Source organism: Catalinimonas locisalis (genome assembly GCF_038039535.1).
Classification (GTDB): Bacteria; Bacteroidota; Bacteroidia; order Cytophagales; family Cyclobacteriaceae; genus Catalinimonas.
The window spans coordinates 69,299-92,163 of record NZ_JBBPHP010000020.1 but is presented as its reverse complement, the minus strand read 5'-3'; the positions used below and the strand labels follow the sequence as shown (position 1 = coordinate 92,163).

General features: G+C 38.3%; 17 protein-coding genes and 1 pseudogene. 7 read left to right on the top strand and 11 right to left on the bottom strand.

Annotated features, from left to right (window positions below; translation table 11 throughout):
- Positions 1–13 precede the first annotated feature (13 nt).
- From WJR50_RS20910 to WJR50_RS20900, 3 genes are all read left to right on the top strand, one after another.
- Positions 14–1,162 (top strand): hypothetical protein, encoded by a 1,149-nt coding sequence (locus WJR50_RS20910; RefSeq protein ID WP_341295268.1) that lies wholly within the window; start codon positions 14–16, stop codon positions 1,160–1,162.
- Positions 1,155–2,099 carry a ComEA family DNA-binding protein gene (locus WJR50_RS20905; RefSeq protein WP_341295267.1) on the top strand — a complete coding sequence of 315 codons (945 nt, stop codon included), beginning with the start codon at positions 1,155–1,157 and terminating at the stop codon, positions 2,097–2,099. Before WJR50_RS20910 ends, WJR50_RS20905 begins: the two co-directional genes overlap by 8 nt.
- A 64-nt stretch (positions 2,100–2,163) precedes the next feature.
- On the top strand, positions 2,164–6,306 hold the full coding sequence (locus WJR50_RS20900; RefSeq protein WP_341295266.1) for an AAA domain-containing protein: 4,143 nt from the start codon (positions 2,164–2,166) through the stop codon (positions 6,304–6,306).
- Here the strand turns inward: WJR50_RS20900 and msrC are convergent.
- Positions 6,303–6,785 carry a free L-methionine (R)-S-oxide reductase MsrC gene (gene msrC / locus WJR50_RS20895; protein WP_341295265.1) on the bottom strand — a complete coding sequence of 161 codons (483 nt, stop codon included), beginning with the start codon at positions 6,783–6,785 and terminating at the stop codon, positions 6,303–6,305. The genes WJR50_RS20900 and msrC overlap by 4 nt on opposite strands.
- A gap of 110 nt (positions 6,786–6,895) precedes the next feature.
- On the opposite strand from msrC, the gene WJR50_RS20890 reads away from it, so the two are divergent.
- Entirely contained in the window at positions 6,896–8,368 is a 1,473-nt protein-coding gene (locus WJR50_RS20890) for a trypsin-like peptidase domain-containing protein (RefSeq protein ID WP_341295264.1), read from the top strand.
- 1,338 nt (positions 8,369–9,706) lie between these two features.
- Here the strand turns inward: WJR50_RS20890 and WJR50_RS20885 are convergent.
- The 5 genes and pseudogenes from WJR50_RS20885 to WJR50_RS20865 all read right to left on the bottom strand — a co-directional run bounded on the left by WJR50_RS20885 (position 9,707) and on the right by WJR50_RS20865 (position 13,273).
- Positions 9,707–10,993, bottom strand: coding sequence for an ammonium transporter (locus WJR50_RS20885; RefSeq protein ID WP_341295263.1), 1,287 nt, complete (start codon positions 10,991–10,993; stop codon positions 9,707–9,709).
- Positions 10,994–11,285: 292 nt separating this feature from the next.
- On the bottom strand, positions 11,286–11,552 hold the full coding sequence (locus tag WJR50_RS20880; RefSeq protein ID WP_341295262.1) for a response regulator transcription factor: 267 nt from the start codon (positions 11,550–11,552) through the stop codon (positions 11,286–11,288).
- A gap of 206 nt (positions 11,553–11,758) precedes the next feature.
- Positions 11,759–11,917, bottom strand: a pseudogene (locus WJR50_RS20875) (response regulator); the annotation flags it as partial.
- A gap of 85 nt (positions 11,918–12,002) precedes the next feature.
- Entirely contained in the window at positions 12,003–12,794 is a 792-nt protein-coding gene (locus WJR50_RS20870) for an SDR family NAD(P)-dependent oxidoreductase (RefSeq protein ID WP_341295261.1), read from the bottom strand.
- Between the two features lie 59 nt (positions 12,795–12,853).
- Complete coding sequence (locus tag WJR50_RS20865; RefSeq protein ID WP_341295260.1) at positions 12,854–13,273, bottom strand: DUF1801 domain-containing protein; 420 nt, start codon at positions 13,271–13,273, stop codon at positions 12,854–12,856.
- A 214-nt stretch (positions 13,274–13,487) separates the two neighbouring features.
- Between WJR50_RS20865 and WJR50_RS20860 the strand changes: the two genes are divergently transcribed.
- On the top strand, positions 13,488–14,579 hold the full coding sequence (locus WJR50_RS20860) for an endonuclease/exonuclease/phosphatase family protein (RefSeq protein ID WP_341295259.1): 1,092 nt from the start codon (positions 13,488–13,490) through the stop codon (positions 14,577–14,579).
- 18 nt (positions 14,580–14,597) lie between these two features.
- On the opposite strand, the gene WJR50_RS20855 is transcribed toward WJR50_RS20860, so the two are convergent.
- Entirely contained in the window at positions 14,598–15,305 is a 708-nt protein-coding gene (locus WJR50_RS20855; RefSeq protein WP_341295258.1) for an HAD family hydrolase, read from the bottom strand.
- A 218-nt stretch (positions 15,306–15,523) separates the two neighbouring features.
- The gene (locus tag WJR50_RS20850; protein ID WP_341295257.1) at positions 15,524–15,997 is read right to left on the bottom strand and encodes an acetyltransferase; all 474 of its coding nucleotides are present in this window, start codon (positions 15,995–15,997) and stop codon (positions 15,524–15,526) included.
- A gap of 717 nt (positions 15,998–16,714) precedes the next feature.
- Here WJR50_RS20850 and WJR50_RS20845 point away from each other — a divergent pair.
- Positions 16,715–17,647 (top strand): lysophospholipid acyltransferase family protein, encoded by a 933-nt coding sequence (locus WJR50_RS20845; RefSeq protein WP_341295256.1) that lies wholly within the window; start codon positions 16,715–16,717, stop codon positions 17,645–17,647.
- A 169-nt stretch (positions 17,648–17,816) separates the two neighbouring features.
- A complete protein-coding gene (locus WJR50_RS20840; RefSeq protein WP_341295255.1) occupies positions 17,817–20,798 on the top strand; it encodes a CHAT domain-containing protein in 2,982 nt (993 codons plus the stop codon).
- Between the two features lie 24 nt (positions 20,799–20,822).
- On the opposite strand, the gene WJR50_RS20835 is transcribed toward WJR50_RS20840, so the two are convergent.
- From WJR50_RS20835 to WJR50_RS20825, 3 genes are read right to left on the bottom strand one after another with little or no spacing between them, the layout of a single operon-like run.
- The gene (locus WJR50_RS20835; RefSeq protein ID WP_341295254.1) at positions 20,823–21,386 is read right to left on the bottom strand and encodes a type II toxin-antitoxin system RelE/ParE family toxin; all 564 of its coding nucleotides are present in this window, start codon (positions 21,384–21,386) and stop codon (positions 20,823–20,825) included.
- Positions 21,387–21,404: 18 nt separating this feature from the next.
- Positions 21,405–22,172 carry a hypothetical protein gene (locus WJR50_RS20830; protein ID WP_341295253.1) on the bottom strand — a complete coding sequence of 256 codons (768 nt, stop codon included), beginning with the start codon at positions 22,170–22,172 and terminating at the stop codon, positions 21,405–21,407.
- The gene (locus WJR50_RS20825; RefSeq protein WP_341295252.1) at positions 22,162–22,722 is read right to left on the bottom strand and encodes an RNA polymerase sigma factor; all 561 of its coding nucleotides are present in this window, start codon (positions 22,720–22,722) and stop codon (positions 22,162–22,164) included. The genes WJR50_RS20830 and WJR50_RS20825 overlap by 11 nt, the downstream gene beginning before the upstream one ends.
- Between the last annotated feature and the right edge of the window lie 143 nt (positions 22,723–22,865).

The window sequence follows — 22,865 nt, the reverse complement described above, 5'->3', positions numbered from 1 at the left end:
AAAACCCTAAGCGATGCAGCTCTTAACGGAAAGGCTAGTCTTCCAGAAAATTAGTAAGTATTATACCCTCATTGCCCTTTGTGCTATTCTGTTTTTGATAGTACTAATGCACTTTATCTCAGAAAAAATATATTCCATATCTCAGGAAAATGCAAAGCTAACTGAGCTGATCAGTACGCAAAAGTCACTTTTTCACCAGATGCATCATTACGCATCATATGCAGGTGAGCACGAGAATGGATTAGAGGTTGATCTCAAAAGAATTGCATTACTGAATGAGCAGTGGTCACAAAATCATTTTGCCATACAATTTGGTATTGGGAATGCACAGTCTGAAAAAAATAAGCTGATTGAAGAAAAGTTTAACGAAATACAGCCTTATAAAGATAACATTTCAGATGCTATAAAGGAGTTTTTGCTAGTAGTAAATAATGATCGCCTGCGAAATGAGATGATCAAAAAAATATGTGCGCAAGAGGCTTCTTTTTTAGTGTTAATGGATGATATTGAAGATGCCTACCTACAGGAAAACGACGGTATTATTGCTTTACTGCAAAAATTAAATGTAAGTATTTTCATCATCACTTTAGCTTTAGTTGTTCTTCTTGTATTTCAGCAGATCAAAACAAGATTGCAGTTTGCCCTGCCCGCTGCCATGAGAAGCTTTTTCAGTGATACTCTGGTAGAAGAATACATGCAAATGCAACCTACAGCCACGAAGATTTTGGCTGAGAAAGAAATAATTAATCTAGCGGACACAAAAAAAAGCATACAGCGAGCTGAAAAATTACACCTTTTGATCATTAAGGACTCTAAGATTCCAATTGATTATATCGCCTGGTTTTTAAACAAATGTTCATTGGAGTTTATCATAGCCAAAGATATAGATGCTGCACAAAAAGCCGTCCTCAATGCACATTTTGATGTAATATTGATGAGCGAAGCTATGAGAAGAAGCTTGAAATATGAAGCTCATAATACAGCTATCAACATTATCACTCAGCTACCAGTGGTATTATTAGAAGCTTCGGATATAAGTGAAATTCATGCGCAAATTCATAAAGATGAATCTATAAATCCTATAAGTTCATCCTTTGAAAAGGTAGCACTCTATCAAAAAATTCTGGAGAAGCTTTCTCATAAGGAAATAAGTCATGATTAGGTTTTTTGTGGCATGGGTAAGGGATTACTTTGGTTTTTCAAGAACAGAAACCAGAGGTCTTTTCTTTTTACTCTCATTGGTTACAATCGCTATTTTTACAACTATTTATATTGAGAAAACAGCCACCGCTAACTATCAGGATAGGGCAACAGATTTAATAATACTGGATTCTTTGCTTAGTGAGCTGGAAATCGTCACTCAGCCCCACATTGTCCACCAGGAAAATGTAGATGTACATAAAGATCTTTTTCTTTTCAATCCCAATGACGCATCTTTTGAAACTTTTAGACAACTTGGTATTAATGAAAAATTAGCAGCTCGTATCTTAAGCTATCGCAATAAGGGCGGTAGGTTTTATGAAGCTAAGGATTTGTTGAAAATATATGATTTCCCTGTCTCTTTATACCAAACATTGGAAGCTTATATTGATATCCCGCAGATGAAGACTGAGGTAAGGTCAGTATCTTTTGAAAAAATCAATGAAGCTACAAAAGCTGAGTGGGAAGATGTAGAGGTGGAGTCACCGAAGACTGAGAAGCTTTATCTGGATATCAACCAGGCAGATTCACTGGAACTGATGCGGTTAAAAGGAGTTGGAACAGTACTTTCTTCTCGTATTGTAAAGTACCGGGAGCAGCTGGGTGGTTTTCATAGCCTTGATCAACTAAAAGAAGTCTATCATATTAGTGAGGAAGCAATGCACTCTTTGGAAGAGTCTAGTTTTATTCAAGATGATTTTGAAACAAAAAAGATAAAAATCAATGAGGTTGATTTTAAATCTTTACTCAAGCATCCTTATATTGATTATGATTTGGCCAAGGCAATTATGAATCATCGTAGAATATATGGCAACTTTTCTTCTACAGACCAATTAAGGGAGGTGTACTATATCAAAGAAGAATTACTTGTAAAACTTTTACCCTATATAGTTATTTAATAACGCATGAGAGATATGCCTCAGCGTACACTTTACCCTGAAACGATTCATCCATCTATCAACTATGCACAAAATATTACAATCCTATCTTAGGAGACTGACAAACATCACCAGTAATAATCGTTCGCTGTATTTAGCTCGCCTTGTAGCGAAGCAGTTTGTAGATGTGCATAAATTTGATTTTCTCAACAACTTTTCGTCATACAAGATTATTGAGTGGCTCATTGCCGGAGGTGAACATGACCTGGAAGGTATCAAGGGAAAAAAAATGCCCCTCTGTGCAGTACTGGATAGTAGAGATGAGAGCAGCAATAAAATGAGTCAGCAGCTCAAAAAATTGTCACGTACCGAAAAGTTTATCTTTGAAGAGCAAGGCTCTAAAGACCTTTATGTAGGTTGGCCCTTTGTTAAGGGTAAGTTTGCAGATGGTACCATCGTGCGCTGTCCTCTAATGTTTTTTCCGGTAAATCTGGAGCAGGAGCAAAGCGAGCAATATGGCCTGCAATGGGTACTAAGTGTGAGGGATGAAGTAAGTGTGGCGCTCAACAAGACTTTTTTACTTGCCTACGCCTACTACAATCAGCTTCCGTTTGATGAAAATCTGGCTGAAAAAGGATTTGATGACTTTGATACCGATAGCAGGATTTTTCGCACTTCGCTCTATCAACTCTTTAAGGAAAGTGAATTTACCATAAACTTTAATCAGGAGATTTTTGTAGATAAGCTTCAGTCTTTTCGGGAGTATACCAAAGAAGAACTGGCCCAGGATGAAAAAGATGGTGAGCTGAAATTATATCCTGAAGCAGTTTTGGGGATATTTCCTCAGGCAGGATCTTATCTTGTCCCTGATTATCTGAAGCTGATTGAAAACCAGTTTCTGCCAGATATTGAGGATTTTTTTTCCAAAAGAGCAACTACCGAGAAAATTGTCTACTCAAACCTTGAGGGTTTGCAGATGGATCTGAAAGAAAAGCTGAGCAAAGAGTATATTGACTATGCCAGCCGTATTAAAGAAGAGCAGATTTTTTGTCCTTTCCAGATGGATGCCTATCAGGAGAAGGCGATCAGAACTGTAAAAAGAGGAAACTCGCTGGTAGTACAAGGCCCTCCCGGAACAGGAAAATCTCAGATGATTACCAATCTGATTGGTGATTATATTGCGCAAGGAAAAAGAGTGTTGGTTGTTTGTCAAAAGAGAGCAGCTTTGGATGTGGTGTATAAACGACTCGCAGAAAAAGATGTGGACCCTTTTATTGCCCTGGTTCACGATTTTAAAAATGACCGGAAAGAGATTTATGCTCAGATTAATAAGCAGATAGATTCTCTTTACGAGTACCAGCACAAAAATAATAGCCTGGATACCATATATCTGGAAAGGAATTTTCTACAATATAGCCGTCGGATAGAACAGATCTGTGATGAGTTGGATGAATTCAAGCGCGCATTATTTGATGAGAGTGAGGCAGGTATTTCCATCAAAGAACTGTATCTGACTTCCGATATCAATAAGCCTTCTGTTAATATGAAGCAGGAATATCGGCAATTTTATATTCCTGAGATGCATGACTTTATCAAAAGGCTACGCACCTTCACTGCCTATTCCAACCAGTTTGAAAAAGAAAGTTATCCCCTTTACAGCAGAAAGCCTTTTATAGATTACTCAGTAGAAGACTTAAAGCAAATCAGAGAAATTATTAAAGATGTACCTGAGTTTAAGCAGCAGATAGAAAAAGATACACAGAATATCCTGAAGACAGAGGTTGACTTTGTAATCTGCGAAAACTTACAACAGCGTACTGAAGACATCTCCAGTTTCATAAGCTATTTGGGTGAAGAACAAGCTTATACGTTCTTTACCCATATGGTCCCCAATATTGAAAAAGATGCGGATCCTCTATGGCTTTCCAATATTGAGCGGGTGGTAATGGAGTGCTATCATGGGCATGGACCAGAAACTAATCTGCCTTCAGAAGAACTCGGTCAATGTCAAAGGATAATTTCTGAAGCAGAGGAGGCTAGAAATGGTGTGTTCAGCTGGATGTGGTGGAAGCTATTTTCAAAGGATAAAGCTTACGTGGAAAGAATCCTGGAGCAGAATGAACTTGGTCCTGATAAAAAAGGCTTCCAGATCATTGCAGAAAAAATAGATAACCGCTTAAATCTGGAACATAACCTCTCCAAGCTGAGAGATAAAAAATGGTTGATTGAAGTACCAGACAAAGAGTCATCAAATAATTTCAATAAAGAACTCATTCAGGAATGGTTTGATTATCAGGAAAAGGCTTTGAATGCTACCCTGATTTTCCGCTCTCTGCGAAATTTTAATGAGTATTTCAATATTAAAACTATTGCTTATAAAGACTTACTTCAAAGAACAGAGGCTTTGGTGGGTGTGCTGGATAGAATTGCTCCCAGAATTAAACAGTGGGAAAGTTATTTAACTCCTGCCCAACATAGCAAACTGATCACCCAGGAACACAGTGAAGCTTTGCTTAAAGTGCTGGATCGTGATTTTGACGGACTGTGTGATTTTGACACTTTAAATCATAATCTGGAGCTACACGAGAAAGCAGTGATCAACCGCCTGCTGGAAGAGAGCGAAGATAGGGCTGAAGATGCCATCACTGCGCTTTTTCAGAACAGTGTCAGATTAGCCTGGATTGATCATCTGGAAGCTAAGTTTCCTCAACTTCGTATGGTTTCATCCCGGCAGATGACAGATATGGAAGAAGAGCTGCAACAGTGCATTGAAGAGAAACTTAATATCAGTCAGGAAATTTTGCACTTGAAGCTTAGAGAACGTACTTATTATGACGTTGAGTACAACCGACTCAACAATATGGTGACGTACCGGGATTTGAATCATCAAATCAGTAAGAAACGTAAAATATGGCCTCTGAGAAAAGTAATAGGCACTTTTGAAGATGAAGTATTTAATCTGATCCCCTGTTGGTTGGCTTCACCGGAAACTGTGTCAGCCATATTTCCTCTCAATGAGAAGCCCATGTTTGATCTGGTGATTTTTGATGAAGCTTCGCAATGTTTTGCAGAAAAGGGAATACCCGCTATGTACCGTGGGCAGCAGGTAGTTATCGCTGGTGACAGTCAGCAATTGAGCCCTAATGATTTGTATCAGGCTCGTTGGGAAGATGAAGAAACTGAAAATGTAGATGAAGCATTGGCTCTAGAGGCTACTTCCTTACTGGAATTAGCGCAGGGTTACTTACAAAGTCTTCAGCTCAAAGGTCATTATCGGAGCAGTACTTTGGACCTGATAGATTTTTCAAATCATCATTTTTACGATGACAAACTTCGTTTGCTACCTGATTTTTATGATGCTAACAGCGGACAGCCGGCAATTCAATACATCAAGGTAGAAGGCATCTGGCAAAAGCAGTCCAATGTAGTGGAAAGCCAGGAAGTGGTGAAACTGGTGCATAAGCTCCTCAAAGAGTATCCTGACAAGACAATTGGTGTGATCTGCTTTAATGTTAAACAGCAGGAGCTTATACAGGACGAACTGGAGGCTAAAGCTTTAGCGCAGAATTTTCTGATCCCTGAGCATTTGTTTGTTAAGAATATTGAAAATGTGCAGGGCGATGAACGGGATATTATCATTTTTTCTACCGCTTATGCACCCAATGAGCAGGGTAAGCTGATGCTTCAGTTTGGTAGCCTTAACCAGGCCAAAGGAGAGAATCGTTTAAATGTGGCAATTACCCGAGCCAAAGAAAAGATATATCTGGTGACCAGTATTATGCCCCAGCAGATGGATGTTTCTAATTCCAAAAATGAAGGGCCAAAACTGCTGAAAAAATATCTTGAATACGCATGGGAGGTTTCCCATAAAAAATATATTCCGACTTTACCCGAGCTAGGAGATCATCATATTGAGTGGTTCCTGGCAAATAAACTGAAACAATGGACTGAAAAAGAACTTAATAACCATCAGGCTATCCGTGAGTTACCTTTTGCAGACCTTAGCATCAAAAACAGCGAGGGTAAGTACATCGGGTTAATCAATACTGATGATGATATCTATTATCAAAGTGAATCTGCTAAAGATATTCATGCTTATCGTCCGTTCTTGCTCAGCGAAAAGAACTGGAAGTTCAGGAATATTTATAGCAGACAGTTTTGGCAGCAGAATGAACAAGCCAAGGAAGATATCAACCGTTTCATTTTTACTGAGGAGCAGAAGAGTTAAGCAATTTTAGCAATAAATTCTGCTAATTGCTCCAGGTAAGTCTGGTCGGTGTGATCAAAGTCATTTAATGCCGAGCTATCAATATCCAAAATCATGATCACTTCATTGTTTTTGATTATTGGTACTACTATTTCTGACTTTGAGTCAGCACTACAGGCAATATGTCCGGGAAATTGCTCCACATCAGGTACGAGTATCGTATTTTTCTTTGCAAAGGCAGTACCGCATACTCCTTTGCCAAAAGGTATCCTGGTACATGCTACCGGCCCCTGGAAAGGACCTAATACTAGTTCATTGTTTTCTACCAGATAGAAACCAACCCACCAAAAACTAAAGGTTTGTTTTAGTGCAGCTGAAATATTGGATAAATTGGCAATAACATTATTTTCTCCTTCAGCCAGCGCTTTGATCTGAGGTAGTAACTCCTGGTACTTTTGTTCTTTAGTAGCGTTGCTTGCGATCTTAAGGTCTTCAGCCATAATTTTATGTTTTCAGTGAAATCTGACGACTTCAGGGTTTAGTTTTTTACAATGCATTATTTTTGCTAAGCTTAACTTATGTGCATTATAAACAAATAACTACAACAGATATGAAGAACGTCATTATTGTTGTTTTCGTTGGTTTTTTTTCTGGTATAGGTGGAGCTTTTACCTATCATCAATTTTTTTTTCCAGAAAATAATATCGTCAAACCTACTGATTTTCAAATCAAGCCCAAGAAGAAAACAGATGTAAAATTAGCTTTTAATGCATTGGCAGAGGAAGCGGAAACAGAGGTAGTAAATCCCTCACGCTCGGCATTGATAGGTGATGATTTTGCTGAGGCCTCCATTAAGAGTACACCTAGCGTAGTGTACATCAAAACAGTTTCGGAGAACGAATACAGTGGTAGCAGTTGGTTGGAATTATTTTTTGAAGGAAGAACAAATCAACAGGTAAGTAGTGGGTCAGGAGTAATCTATACGCGAGATGGATTTATCATCACCAACAATCACGTGATTGACAATGCCAATCAGATAGAAGTGATGCATAACAAGCGCACCTACACTGCTCAGGTAGTAGGTACTGATCCTTCTACAGATTTGGCAGTCTTAAAAATAGAGGGGGAAGATTTACCAGCTATCAACATAGGCAACTCCAGAAATCTGCAAGTAGGAGAGTGGGTACTGGCTGTAGGGAATCCTTTTAACCTTAATTCTACTGTAACTGCCGGTATCGTGAGTGCCAAGGGTAGAGAAATCAATATTCTTCAAAGTAAATTTCCTATAGAATCTTTTATCCAGACAGATGCTGCGATTAACCCGGGAAATAGCGGGGGAGCATTGGTAGACCGTAATGGTGATTTAGTGGGGATTAATACTGCCATTCTTTCAAGAACAGGTTCATATGCTGGTTATGGTTTTGCTGTACCAGTAGATATTGTGACCAAAGTTGCTGACGATATTATTGAGTATGGAGAAGTGCAGAAAGCATTTTTTGGAGCGGAAGTAGTAGATATCAATTCAGAAATTGCAGATCAACTGAATACCAAAGAGCTTAATGGTGTAGTGATCAGCTATTTACAGCGATATGGTGCTGCTGAGAAATCCGGCTTACAAAAAGGCGATATTATCCTGAAGATTGACCAGGAAAGTGTGCAATCCAGAAGTGATTTTGAAGAGCTTATCTCTTACCATAGTCCAGGGGATGTAATTAATGTAGTATACAAGCGAAATAACAAAGTCGGGACCATAAAACTTGAGCTTACCAACCGGGAAGGTACAACCAGCCTGATCACACGCGATGTATATCTATCCGAAAGGTTGGGTGCAGAACTGGAAACTGTATCTAGAGTAGAGTCTGATCTCCTTGGAATTGAAGGGGGAGTAAAGATTAATAAAGTCAATAAAGGCCTAATTCGCCGTTTGGGAATTGAAGAAGGTTTTGTAGTAACTGCTATTAATCAATATCCGGTTAATAGTCCAAAAGAAGTGGAAGAAATACTTACCAAGATCCGGGGTAGAGTCAGAGTAGAGGGAGTAAACAGCAAAGGGGTCAGAGGCTACTATTCATTTCATTTTTAGCATGCCAAATATTATTTGGTTTAAAGAGAAAAAAGAAGCAGTATGAAGTTAATCAATGACAGAAATAATCAGAATTAAATTTTGTCATGTATGTCTTCCTCAGTATTTTCTACTTCCTTGAAGCTAAAAATATATAATACCATTATGAGTATTATTAAAGGAAGGATATGTAGCAAAAATGGGCGATTTGACTCTAATAATAATGTTAAGTCGTCAATAAAGTGAAAATCTAACCATTCCATAATTAAAAATTTAAAATACTCTTTGTTTATATTAAAGAAAAAAATTATGAAATGTTTCACTTAAGAAATAAAAAAGCTCAGCGATTAGCTGAGCTTAGTACTTTATTTTCAAAATCAGAAGTTTTTATTCTTTACCTGGCTTAGAGTATCTGTACATAATTCTGAAAATATATTTTATCTTATCGCTCTTCTTTTATTTCAATTACTTCACTTAGTATTTTTCAGAATTTTCAGCAAGCTTATCCTCCATAGTCAATACTAAATTTTCTATTTCTGAATTAATCTAACTGTCATATTCTTCTCTTTGATCTGCCCAATCGCTACTGCTTTGAATCACGCTTTCAATGGACTTCCTTTTTCTTTCCACAGTTTCATACTTGCCACAACGGCTGCGAGTGTATGGGGTAATGTCGAAACTTTTCAGCTGATATTTATATCTCTGATCTTTGAATTCCACAAATAACTGATATTTAATCTCGGCATACGGAATATGTGGAAGTATGCCCTTGTCAAGTAGTGTAAAGCTTTTAGCTGTGCGGATGTTTTTATAGGGGAGATAACTTATTAGTCTAAGAATGTACCCATATAATCAGCAGTGATTGGATTTGAGGGTAAGCATATAGGAAACGTAAAGGAAACCTGGAAGGCGCCATACTCCTGAATTTTCAGCAGAACCCGCATTCCTTGGCCTAAATGTTACTTCACCTACAAAGCTGACTTTGCCCAGCTCCTGAGAGAGAACAATATTAATCATCTAAATTGAAAGAGAGCTTTGTTGGTCTGCAAAACTGCTAGGAATATTAGTAATTCCACTTTCAGACTCAACACCTTAAAATCATATTTATAGTAAGTGTCTACAGATCTTGATATTTGCAGTACATTTTTTTCTGCTTCCTGAGTTTACAATTCGGTAGATAAGAATATCATAGAAAGAGTAAATAAATTGTTTTGATTTTCATTTTGCAAGAATGGATAGATTGTACAAGACTTTGGCAAATGCAACAAGATCTTGATTAAACCGGGATTTAAAAAAATCCCGGTTATTATATTGTTGATTAAATAAGTTGCAAAATTGAATTCAAAGAAAAAAAGTAGGCTATTCGTAAATGATGGTATAACCTCTGATACCATGCTCGTGGCTGTCCAGCCCTTCTTTTTCATGCTCAGCAGATACTCTAAGTCCCAGAGCTTTGTCAAGCACAAAGAATATGATAAGGGCACTAGAGAAAGCGGCAGCACCGCAGGCAAGAACACTTACTACCTGAATGATGAACTGCTCCATACTCGCCATAGAACCGAAAATTCCAACTGCCAAAGTGCCAAAAATTCCACAAGTAAGGTGGACGGAGACAGCACCAACACAGTCATCCAATTTAAGCTTGTCCAGCAGGATAACAGAAAGCACTACTATACCACCTGCCAACAGACCGATCACCATAGCTTCGTAGGCGCTCATCAGGTCAGCACCAGCAGTAATACCCACCAGGCCAGCCAGGATACCATTAAGTACCATACCAAGGTCTAACCTCTTGAATGTAAAGTAAGCCATGATATAGCCACCAATAGCACCACAAGCAGCAGCCAGTGAGGTAGTTACTAGTACTTTAGAAACCGTTTCAGGCTCTGCTGATAATACTGATCCGCCATTAAATCCGAACCAGCCAAACCATAGTAAAAATACTCCGAGAGTAGCCAAAGGTACACTTGAACCAGGAAAGTCATTTACTTTTCCATTGGCATATTTTCCAATCCGTGGCCCAAGAATGATGATACCAGCTAAAGCACCCCATCCACCTACTGAGTGTACTAAGGTTGAGCCCGCAAAGTCGTAAAAGCCGTAGGTACTCAAGAATCCGCCGCCCCATTGCCAGCTGCCGATAATTGGGTAAACAAGACCAACAAAGATAATGGTGAAAATAAGGTAACCGTTGATTTTGATTCTTTCAGCAACTGCCCCTGATACAATAGTAGCAGCAGTAGCAGCAAACATACCCTGGAAAAGGAAATCTGTCCAGTAAGTGTAGTTACCATCAGCATAAGTAAGTGAATCATAATCAGCAGCAGGGCCTAGATTAAATCCTGCAAAACCAAAGACGAAGCCTTCGCCACCTGGGTACATAAGATTAAAACCAATCAAGGCATAGGTGATCAAGCCAATAGCTGGAGTAAGCGTATTCTTGAAAAGAATGTTTACAGTATTTTTCGCTTGAGTAAAACCTGCTTCAACCCCCGCGAAACCTAGGTGCATGATGAAAACCAAAAAGGTAGCTACCATCATCCATACGTTGTTAGTAGTGAGGAGCGTTTGGGAAATTTGAGTTCCTAAGTCTACGGTATCCTGAGTTTCTGCCATAGAATTAAGGAGTAATACGTAGTTTTCCATAGTTATTAATTAGTTGATCGTTATAATTGCAGAATTAAATTTTAATTTAAGAAATTAAGGCGAATTTTTATTCTTACGCAAATAAGATCCGTAATAAAAAATGGTACTTAGTTATGAAATGCGAATAATATATTGCATTAAATAAGTTATATTCTTAAATATTCTAATAATATAAATGAATAAAAAATACTGATCTATTTGAAAATGCTTATTGAAATTAACTATGGATCAGACTAAAATTCTCCTCTTACAATAAAAAAGTTGGCTGCATAGAAAAATACAATGTTATATTCTAAGAAATACTATAACAATTGGATGCAAACACAGAAGATCTGTTTGATATCCAGCCTTCCTCCTGTGCTTTCTGTACCATATCTTTAGACTTATTGATCCCCATCTTTTTCATAATCTCAAATCGGAAGGTTTTAATAGCTTTAATACTGTTATTGAGCTGATTAGCAATTTCGGTATTAGGAAATTTCTGCATTATAAGCTTCAGTACATTCTTTTCGGTTTTGGTAAGTTGGTAAGAATTCTGAAGCGTTTTTTGGGAGTGCAAATTGTGCAGATAACCGTCTATGATAATATTGGATACACTGCTACTAAATACTTGTTTCCAGCATGAATAGTCCGAATAGTTGTAATGAGTTCATCCTTTGAGGCATCCTTTAAAATATACCCTGATGCCCCAGAGTGGGTAGATTGGAGTACGAAATCTTCCTGAGCATACATAGATAAAACAAGGGAGCGAGTTTTTGTTGGTGTTTAATTGATTTTACTAAGCGTTTTCGAGCCATTTAATTCAGGCATTCTTACATCCAAAAGCACTATATCTGGTTCTAGCTCTTTAATCTTTTTGATGGCTTCCACTTCATTTTTGGCTTCTCCAACCACATTTATATCTTCTTCATTTTCCAAGAGTAATTTAAGTCCTTTCTTACCACTGAGGGGTCATCAACTAACAATACCATTACCATATATAAAGTGCTTGTTATTGTTTAATGGAAGCTTAATTTACAACTTTGAGCCAGCCGCCATCAACGTAGTAGCTGCCGCCAACGCAATAACTGGCCAGGGGAGAACATAAGAAAACAAAAAAGTGAGCTAGCTCATCAGTACTGGCAAACCGCCCGATGGGCGTATTCTCTTCTGCAACCTGTTTCAAAAAGTCATCAGCACTTATCCCTTGCTTTTGTCCCTCATCAATAGCTGCCTGTTCCCATGCTTCGGTACGAATCAGCCCGGGATTGATGGTATTTACACGTATTTTGTCTTTAATAACTTCTTCCGACAGGCACTTACTAAACATAACTAATGCTGCCTTGGTGGTATTATAAATAGGTTCGTAGTACAAAGGCTGTTTCGCGCAGATAGAAGCATTGTTTAGGATAACCCCTCCGCCTCTTGTTTTCATCGCCGGAAGGATCGCTCTGCTCAGGCGGATGGCGGCCATTACATGTAAATCCCAATGGTAATACCATTTGTCATCTTCAGCTTCAGCAATCTTTTCATTGGTTCCGGTACCTGCATTGTTGATGAGTATGTCAATTCCACCGAATTTTTCAAGGGTAAATTTAACCAGCTTTTTAATGTCTGAGGTCTGTGTCATATCAGCGGCAAAGGTTTCCACTTTTACAGGGTAGGCCATTAGTTCTTCTTTCGCTTGAGTCAGTCGTTTTTGGTCTCTGGCAGTTAGAATCAGGTGTACACCTTCTTTCGCCAAAGCTTTGGCCACTGCCAGACCTATACCCCTACTTCCTCCGGTGATTAGTGCTACTTTATCACTAAGTTGTAAATCCATATAAATTTGCTAAAATGAAATGTTAGTTTGGTCTATCAAGAATATGTGTAGGCTCATGATTAAGATGGGTATTTTTCTTTTAAGTACTGGATCGATTGGCTTATCAGCTCTTTGAGCACATTCAAATCTATTTCCGACAGTTTTTTGATATAGAGACATGATTTGCCAGTTTTATATTTACCCAGTTTCTCCATCAGGTTGTCATAGCGTTCAAAGCCTGGCATGATGTATAAGCTAAGGTTTTGTTTGCGAGGTGAGAAGCCGGTAAGAAACCAATCTCCTTCTCTACCACTATCATAACGGTAATGATACGTGCCATAGCCAACAATGCTGTCTCCCCACATTTTTGGTGAGTGATGAGTCCATTCTTCAAACAATTTCAGTAGGGCTAAACTATCTGCTTTTTTCTTCTGATCTTCTATTCCATTTAAAAATGCTTCTACACTACTGCTATTAGGTTGCGTCTTTAAGGTGGCCATATGTAGTTGAAATAAAGTGATTTCTACTTAGCTTACAAACACTTTAACTTAGTGCTTATGATAAAAATTAATCATTACATAACCTATTTTGCAAACAAAATTACTTCCTTTGCATTAACACCATACTGTTGAATGAAATAGAGATTTGAAAAAGTATGTATACGAATGCCTGTCAGAAGGATATGGTACTATATAATGCAAACAAAAGCGTATCATGATTTTACAAATTGTTTTTTTGGTAATTGCATCTATCCCCATCATTGCCACCATCGCTACCCTACTCAAATTTGATCAGTGGTGGATAAGAGTTTTTGATTTTCCCCGCCTACAGATTTCCACGCTTAACATCACTGCACTTGTAGGATTATCATATACTTTTTCATTTGAACAAACATGGCATTATGGCCTGATTGCAGTTTTACTTTATTGTCTGGTATATCAGAGTGTTAAGATTTTCCCTTATACCCGACTTGCCAAAAAACAGGTAATCCGGTTTAGAGGTAGAGACTCAGATAACATATGCTCCATTATGGTAAGCAACGTACTTACCACCAATCGTAAGTATCAGAAACTGATCAAACTAGTAAATAAAAAGAATCCTGATATACTGCTTACGCTGGAAACTGACAAACAATGGGAAGAAGCATTGAGTGTTCTGGAAGATGAATTCCCTTACACTGTAAAAATTCCTTTGGATAATCTGTACGGTATGCATCTCTACTCCAAGTTGGAACTGATTGATGCTGAGGTTCGTCATCTCGTGGAGGAGGATATTCCTTCTATCAGAACCTGGGTAAAATTACCTTCAGGTTTGAAAGTTCGTTTATACTGTCTTCATCCTACTCCTCCCAGCCCTACAGAACGAGACACATCTACAAACAGAGATGCGGAACTTCTCATGGCTGGAAAGGAAATTGAAGCTCATGATCATACCGCAATAGTAATTGGTGATCTTAATGATGTGGCCTGGTCTCGTACTACCAATCTTTTTAAGAAAATCTCAGGACTTCTGGATCCCAGAATTGGCAGAGGGTTTTTTAACACTTTTCACGCGTCATATCCATTACTCCGCTGGCCACTGGATCATATTTTTCATTCCGACGATTTTACTTTAGTAGAAATTGAACGGCTATCCCATATTGGTTCAGATCATTTTCCCATCTATATATCGCTAAATTATGAGCCTAGGGCAGAAAATGTGCAGGAAGAGGAGGAAGCAGAAATAGAAGAAGAAGAGTGGGCAGATGAAAAAATTGAAAAAGCAGAACCGGTTCAAAAGGTAGTCGCCAAAAGCTATACTTCCTAAATTGGACTTATCAACTGGTTAGCCCTGAAAATTTTGCTTCAGGTATTCCGGAAGCTGTCTTATACCTGATAGTTCATCATACTGGATATGCTCCACTCTTTGATGAGAGATTTGCTCCAGCACCCAGGTGGTATGAAATGGAATATGAACAGCTCTGCCTCCCAGTTCACAGATGGGAAGTATATCTGACTTCAGCGAATTGCCTACCATTAGCAGTTCTCTGACATCAATTTCATTTCTTAGCATTACTCTTCCGTAGCTTGACTTATCCTTTTCGCTAATGATCTCTATACGATTGAAAAAGCCAGCCAGACCCGAGCGTGCAATTTTGCTTTCCTGGTCAAACAAATCTCCTTTAGTGATGATCATAAGCTCAAATTCTTCGGAAAGTAAGCGAATGGTTTCCTCTACCTGGTCCAGTAATCGTACTGGATGTGCGATCATCTCTTTCCCCAAATCTATGATTTCCTGGATTTCAGGAGCTGTAATCCTTCCTTCAGACAGCTGAATTGCTGTTTCAATCATGGAGAGCATGAAGCCCTTGATTCCATAGCCAAAATGTTTCAGGTTATGTCTTTCAGTTTCGTAGAGCTTTTCTTCCATAAATTCAGGAGAAATGTAGCGAGCCAGTAGCGCTTTGCATTTGTCTTGGGTAGAGGTAAAAATAGTTTCATTTACCCAAAGGGTATCGTCAGCGTCAAAGGCAATTATTTTTGGCTTGTTCATTACAATTATTGATCAGTCTACAAATATAAGTGTTTGAGCTGGCGTATCCTCATAGCTTTTTGTACCCAACATGAATAGATAATGATTCGCTCAAATTTTATAGCAAAAGTTTAGCGCACAAATCATGATGCAGCCTTCTCCAATATTTACTGTTTTCATCATTACAGATTTGGAAAAGCTATTGAAATTTTTTCACCGGAGATAAGTTAACTCACCTTCTATTTGTCCAGCCTCAGCTCCATATGGAGAAGGGGGTAGGGTTTACCCAGACTGTCTCTTTCTGAGCGGCTATGCGTTACAAAGCCCATTTTCTCATAAAAGCCCACTGCCTGCACATTCTGCTCATTTACATCCACATATTTGGCTTGTAAAGTATGGATAGCATGATGAAGGAGAAGCTTGCCGGCTCCCAAACCTCTATGATCTGGATGAATAAATAACATTTCTATGCTGTCATCTACTATTCCCAGAAACCCAACTATCTTTTTTTGCTGATCCAATGCCACCCACAGGTCCACTGCATCAAGGTATTCATGAAGAATTAAGGGTTTGAAATATAGTATATCTTCTTCTGAAAGAAAGTGATGAGTAGCTCGGACGGAAGCTTCCCACACATCAACTATTTCAGGAAAATCTTCCAGCTCGCCTTTTTCAATAGTATAAGCAGCTTGTTGCCTGGTATGCGTCTCCATAAGCACGAATAGTAATAAAGAATTTGAATACTAGCGAATTTAGTTTATCAATTTATAGAAAAGTGCTTAATCTTGAAAAGATTAGTTATAAGCGCATTGTCAAATTCTTAAATCTGTTGCTACAAATAGGGGTAAAAAAGAGATAAATCATACTACTCTTTATCATGAGCAAAGAATAGGCAACAGTTCACTATCCTTAGTGATTTATTTATTTCTTCTTCTGATTTTATCAATGATCAGCAGTATAGCTATGATTAAAAAAAATGCATACCATAAAATAATCAAAATATTATAAAGCATGCTGAAATGAATTGATAGATCCTAAGTTATTGCTTACTAGCGTTGGGTTAGCTGTACTACCCTTCAATCTGAATCCTATTCATATTAAAGGTTAAGACTTACCGATTATAAGTATTTAGACGTACATAAAATTGAGAGGTCACAATAAAGCAGAAAAAAATGATCAGCACTTATGTGCATAAGTTGTCATTCACTTCATTTTAATAATTCAAGCAATGATTAAGACTAAGGTGGAAGACGCCAGGATATTTTCAGGAAAGGATGATTCACATAGAACAAGTATATAAAGTGTTATATGTTAGTAATTTAAGTGTAGGTACGGTGAAATTTAAAAATAAATTAATCGTCATTTTTCACTAAATTCTATGAGATTTAGCTTTTTCTTTTTTTCTTGTCCCTTGGAATTTTTACTTACGTATGCGCTGGAAAAAAATCAGAAAAAAAGTCAAGTACACTGTCTTGTACAAATTCATTAAGCTACTTTTCTGGCTGGCAGACAGCTTTCCAAGAAAGTGGATACTGGCTATTTATCAACAGCTTGGTGTGTTGGCATTTCATCTAATGAAGCCAGTACGGAAGTTGATCGCCCAACACCTTCAGCATGCTTATGGTACAGATTTAAGCCACTCGGAGATCAGGTCATTTTCCAGAAAAATGTTTGTGAATATGGCTAAGAATGCAGCTGACATTTTTATTGCACGGGCTTATAGGACTAAGGAAGACATTGATAAAGTAGTTGACTACCAGGGTTTGCAACATCTGGAAAATGCCATCCAGAAAAATCAAGGCGTAATCGCATTGACCTGTCATTTGGGGGCATTTGAGCTAGTGGGTCAGTTTTTGTCATTTCGCTTTCCTACCAGTGCAGTTGGTAAGAGAATGCATAACCCTAAAATGAATAAACTGCTTATGGATTTCAGGTTGGGTTATGGGGCAAAAGTAGTTTACAGCGATGAAGGATTGCTCAAGCCTCTCAGGATACTGCAAAGAGGTGAGGTATTCATCATCTTGATTGATCAGGATATACCCAAGGGTAAAGGTACATTTGTTGACTTTTTTGGAAAACCAGCTTACACGCCTATCGGTGCCGCCTGGCTGGCACTCAAATCTAATGCTGCTGTTATTCCTTTAGCAATTCATCGTTTGCCCAACGAAAGGCATCTTGTGACAATTCTGCCGGAAGTAGAAGTAAGTCGTAGTGGTAATAATGAGCAGGATATTCAGGAAAATACCCAGCGCTTTACCAATGCTTTAGAATATCTGATACGTCAGGAACCCAGCCAGTGGGTATGGATGCACAAACGCTGGAAGACACAACCCAGTGCCAAGGCCGAGCCAGTAACTTCTTAGTCCTCTTTTTTTTTCAACAAATTTGACCTGAGTTTTTAAAGAAAGGTGATTGCCTCTCTATAATTATGAGGTTTTAACCTATCATTTCACTTACAGTAGGGCTTAAATAAATCATTGAAAAGCTGAAATATTCTTCGGCTTTTTGTATTTTCCTTAAAATGATTCGGCAATGCACTACTACCTCACCCTGTTATTCCTGCTGGGAATACAGCTCTGCATGGCTACACCCTACCCCTCTGACACTGTAGCCATTATTCAGCGATATATTGCCAGGGCAAACCAATACAAATCCAATGGAGCGTATGAACTGGCTATTCAAGAGTATGAGTCTGTCAAAGCAGAACTTGTTAAGCAGCAGGATGATGTGTACTTAGTATATGTGCTGAACCAACTTGCTTCTCTCTATAGCTCCGATTCCGCTACCTGGAAAGAAGCACAAGCCTATCTGGATACCGCTGAGCTAATTCTGGAGAAAAAACTCTATGAAAACGATACCCTCCGAATACACAGTTGGATAACTATAGCAGAGCTGAATTTTGCGCAGAGGAAATTTAATACTGCGATTGAATACTACCAAAAAGTTTTGGAAAGAAGAAAAGCTATGTTTGGAGAAACACATCTGAAAATAGCCGACTTATATTCAAAAATAGGTGAGATATATCTGTATGATCTGCAAAACCCTTTTACTGCAAAAACTTATTATGAAGAGTTCATAAAAATCAGAGAAGATTTGAATGAATTGGGAAGACATTATATCAATGGGTATTATAGTTTGGCATCTGCCAACCGGCAGCAGGGAGATTATGAAAAAGCATTAGCATATGGGCATTTGGTAAAACAAGGTTATGATAGTTTAGAGGATGTTAATGCTTTTGACTTGGTAATTTCTAATAGTTTGCTGGCAAATATTTACTATGACATAGATAGCATTGCTAAAGCATTAAATTATAATAGAAATGCAATCACATCAGCCACAATAGGGCAGTTTTCACCAAAGCATGTGACCACTGTTCTTTATGCCAATCAGGCAAGGTTCTACTTTCGTGCTGATAACTATGACAGCACAATTTATTATGCAAATTTAGCACTAAATGATCATGCCAGTCAGGATATACGAGGCAAGGCTTATCAGTTTTTGGGAAATGCTTACTGGAAAAAAAACATGTTGGATAAAGCATTCCATTTTTATCAAAAAAGTAGGAGAGTAAAAGAGGGTTTGTATGGGAATCAGCATACCCAATTGGCAACTTTATATGTTGATATTGCTCGTGCCTATGCTACAACTGAGCAAACGGATAGTGCTTTTCTGTATTTTCAGAAAGGTTTATCAAACGCAAAAATCAGTGAAGATGAAGAGAGTAATCAGTTAGATTCAAGTATTCAAGCTGGTGATGATTTGGAAACCATACAAGAAGCCTTGGATGGTGTAACCAATCTACTATACGATGCCTATCAGCGAGGTGATGAGCAAAAACATCTGGAGAAGTCTCTTCCGTATTATCAGCTTTTTGACCGCTTTATGGATTTAAGCCGAACCAACTTTTCATCGGAAGGTTCAAAGCTGATCTTATCGGGAAATTTTAAGACAACTTATGAGAAAGCCTTAGCCACCTGCTATGCATTGTACGAAACTAATCACTCAGACTCGCTGCTGGATTGCATTTTTCGGTTTATGGAAAAAAGTAAGGCTATGGTGCTATTGGAGTCCATCCACAAGGGAAAAAGATACCAGAGCATTTTACCTGACTCACTTATTGTGAAAGAGAATGCTTTAAGAGCCCAATTGGCTTTTATTAATAAAGAAATTGCTGATATAGAAAAAAAAGAGAGTGAGTTGTTGAGCATCAGTGACTTACAAACGCAAAAAGCAGGAGTGTTAAGAGAACTTGAAGAGCTCAATCAGCATATCAGGTCTAACTATCCAAACTTTTATCAGCTTACAAACCGTGAATCTACAGTAGATATTGATAGTCTGCAGTCCAGAATTTCCGAAAGTCAATCCTTGCTGTCTTATTATTGGGGAGACTCAAGTGTATATGTTTTAATGATTTCTAAAGACACTGTTTTGCTGCATCAAATTGATGATTTGACTTCGCTACAGAATGACATTTCTAAATATATGGATGTCTTAATTAATGATGATATCCACGCAGCGTCGTACACAAATTTTCAAAAATATCAGGAAAGTGCCCATGCACTTTATCAGTTATTATTAGAACCCCTACTTAAGAAAAACAGTACTGAACATTTGGTCATTGTGCCGGATGGTGCTTTGACTACTATTCCTTTTGAAAGTTTAATAAAATCAAAAATTAAGTCACAGAAAGGATTAGTGAGTTACGAAAAATTACATTACCTGTTAAATGATTATGAAATTTCATACGAGTTTTCAGCGAGTATAACGTTTTGGGAAGAGCGTTATGCCAAATCTTCAGCAGAGGAGGATAATTTCAGTGTAGTAGCTTTTGGTATTAAAGATTTTGAAAGTATTCAGGGAAGCTTCCCCCCCTTAGGAGGTGCAGAAAGAGAGGTACTCTTTCTAAAGGAAAAATTCCCTGAGGCTTCAGTTTTCCTCAATCATGATGCTACGGAAAAGAAGTTCAAGCAGAATGCCCCTCATGCTGAGATACTGCATATTGCTACACATGGCATTGCCAATATGGAAAACCCCTTTGCCTCACATTTAATCTTTTTTCCTGAAGAAAAAGAAGACGGTACTTTCAATCTTTACGAATTGTACGATTTGCGTTTACACACCAAGCTTTTGCTATTGAGTGCCTGTGAGTCAGGAGTGGGCAAACATTTTGCAGGTGAAGGTAACTTTAGTATGGCCAGAAGCTTTGTTTATGCAGGCTGCCAATCCGTACTGATGTCTTTGTGGCAGGTGGATGATTTTCAAACCGAACAATTGATTTATAAAGTCTATGAGCACCTCGCTCAGGAGCCTACAGTAAGTAAGGTAATCAGAAAAGCCAAGCTGGACCTGATACAAGGAGGAACCTTTTCCCATCCTCAAATCTGGGCAGGAATGGTTCCATTAGGTAATGCTAACATTACATACAATGATAAATCTTACCAATTATACTATATTATGGGGGGTATCAGCTTCAGTCTCCTGATGATCTTTTTTATCGTAAAACGATATAAATAAACCGCTGATTTACCGTGCATGAAGTTATAATTCCAATGGTCTGAAGGTAGGCATACTCTCCGGATACTCTTTTACACTAATTACTTCCACAAATTCTACCACCGCCGGTATGGTATCATCACTTAAATCAATATCACCCACGATGTTATTATTTTCATCTCTTTTGTGTAATATGATCTCACAAACACCCTGGGGTTCATCAGTAAAATTAACTCTACTACCCTCTATGATTTTTTCCAGCATGCCTTTACCCACCACATCTTCTTTTGCAATAAAGTAACGTAGGTTTCCGGTCTTGTTATCAATAACAATTCCATCTATGTGAGGTATTTTTTCGCTGTTTTCCTTTTTTGTGAAATATAGTTTAGAGTGTTGTTTATTGTTGGTGGGAATGGCAAAAATATTCTTAATATCATCCTTCGGACTATTTAGCTTGGTCCCTTCTTTTGGTAGTTCACCCTCATCTAAGAATTTAATTCTTTCGTCAAAAGTATTTTTTGGGTACTTTTTTCCATCTTTTTCAGTTTCGTAAAAGCGAATCCTTTTCAAGGTTCGGGGTCTAATGTCGGTTACGCGTCCATCTCCCATAGCAGTGGTGGTTTAAGGTTAGTTAATAGATTCTAATATATCTTTGGCTTCTGCACCATATTCATCGGTATCCAGTATGATCTCCAAGTGCTTTGCCGCTTCTTCTTCCTGATTCAGCTTGAGATGGGCCAACCCCAGGTACCAGTGGGTACGCCACTGCGTTTTGTGGTCTACCTCTGAGTAAGTCAGCACCTTTTCTAAAGCTTGTACAGCCTTTTGAGGCTCTGCCTTATCATTTTCATCATGCCCAAGATAGGCGTTGCCCAGATACAGCCAAATGTATGGCCGGTCTTCCTGGGTACTGGCCTGAAGAAATAATGTTCTGGCTTTAGAATAATCTTCATTATAGTAAGCCTCAAAAGCTTGAGGAAGTACAAACTCATCCTCTGTGCTTTCTCCACGAGTAGTTCCGCCTAATACTGCATAAGGCTTAAATTTGTTGTTGAACAGACGCGCATTACGCACTTCATCCTGCTGCCAGTAAATAGGAAATCCAATGATGAGTAATAATAACGATGCAGCAACTCCCCGGTATAGCCAATTTGTCATAATGGAATGCTGCTTATCTACGTGCATTGCTGCTTTAGCTTCTAGCTCCCGTACCTTTTGTCGGGCCTCCCTTTCGCCATGATACCGTATACCTTCCACGATCAACTGGTATTCTTCTACACGCTCTCGCAAGGAGTCCATGTGCTGTAGCCTCATTTCAAAATCCATTTTTTCATCCTCATCCATCTCATCATCAAGATAACGCTGGATCATCATATCGTCCACATTATTGATCATTTGCTTTGACTTTGTTTTCCAACATTTTTCTCAGGCGGCACATGCATTTGCATTTCTGGTTTTTTGCAGTATCCGCATTTTTATAATCCAATTTTTGAGCTATTTCTTCCATGCTGCGTCCTTCGTAGTAATACAGGTACAAGATGCTTTTGCAAGGGTTTCCCAGCTTTTGCATCGCTTTTTCTATGGCTTCATATTTATTTTCCTTTTCCTGCTTTTGCTGCTTTGCTTCCCCATTGTCATGTACTTTCATTTCATCAATATTGTGGTCAAACCGCCTATCTTCCCGCTGCTGCTGATAAAGTTTGTTTTTTCCGATACCAAATAAATAAGTCTTCATTGAGGCTGTAATATAACTGAGCTTTCCACTTCTGATCTGGTCATATAAGGTGGTGAAAGCCAACTGGTAAAGCTCAATTGCATCGCTTTCGCCACAACGGTATTTTTTCATTACCCATCGTGTAAAAGGCTTGCGGTATTTTGTGTAGGTTTGGGAAATCACCCGATCATCACCTTCTCGGATATTTGCTATGATGTCATTGTCAGTCATAGATTGCGTTGGTAGTACTGTTAGTGATTTGCAGGGAAGAAGGTAACCTTCATAATGATAATTTACTCATTTTTTTGAATATAATGATGTTTATTTTACGTCTTCTCCGGTATCCATCATCTAATCTATATCTGACAGTCCTG

Coding starts and splice junctions, on each gene's coding strand:
- WJR50_RS20835 (WP_341295254.1), bottom strand. CDS start 21,386: ATGGGAGATGGACGCGTAACCGACATTAGACCCCGAACCTTGAAAAGG.
- WJR50_RS20855 (WP_341295258.1), bottom strand. CDS start 15,305: ATGAACAAGCCAAAAATAATTGCCTTTGACGCTGACGATACCCTTTGG.
- WJR50_RS20840 (WP_341295255.1), top strand. CDS start 17,817: ATGCACTACTACCTCACCCTGTTATTCCTGCTGGGAATACAGCTCTGC.
- WJR50_RS20850 (WP_341295257.1), bottom strand. CDS start 15,997: ATGGAGACGCATACCAGGCAACAAGCTGCTTATACTATTGAAAAAGGC.
- WJR50_RS20865 (WP_341295260.1), bottom strand. CDS start 13,273: ATGGCCACCTTAAAGACGCAACCTAATAGCAGTAGTGTAGAAGCATTT.
- WJR50_RS20910 (WP_341295268.1), top strand. CDS start 14: ATGCAGCTCTTAACGGAAAGGCTAGTCTTCCAGAAAATTAGTAAGTAT.
- WJR50_RS20890 (WP_341295264.1), top strand. CDS start 6,896: ATGAAGAACGTCATTATTGTTGTTTTCGTTGGTTTTTTTTCTGGTATA.
- WJR50_RS20830 (WP_341295253.1), bottom strand. CDS start 22,172: ATGATCAATAATGTGGACGATATGATGATCCAGCGTTATCTTGATGAT.
- WJR50_RS20885 (WP_341295263.1), bottom strand. CDS start 10,993: ATGGAAAACTACGTATTACTCCTTAATTCTATGGCAGAAACTCAGGAT.
- WJR50_RS20825 (WP_341295252.1), bottom strand. CDS start 22,722: ATGACTGACAATGACATCATAGCAAATATCCGAGAAGGTGATGATCGG.
- WJR50_RS20900 (WP_341295266.1), top strand. CDS start 2,164: ATGCACAAAATATTACAATCCTATCTTAGGAGACTGACAAACATCACC.
- WJR50_RS20845 (WP_341295256.1), top strand. CDS start 16,715: ATGCGCTGGAAAAAAATCAGAAAAAAAGTCAAGTACACTGTCTTGTAC.
- WJR50_RS20905 (WP_341295267.1), top strand. CDS start 1,155: ATGATTAGGTTTTTTGTGGCATGGGTAAGGGATTACTTTGGTTTTTCA.
- msrC (WP_341295265.1), bottom strand. CDS start 6,785: ATGGCTGAAGACCTTAAGATCGCAAGCAACGCTACTAAAGAACAAAAG.
- WJR50_RS20870 (WP_341295261.1), bottom strand. CDS start 12,794: ATGGATTTACAACTTAGTGATAAAGTAGCACTAATCACCGGAGGAAGT.
- WJR50_RS20860 (WP_341295259.1), top strand. CDS start 13,488: ATGATTTTACAAATTGTTTTTTTGGTAATTGCATCTATCCCCATCATT.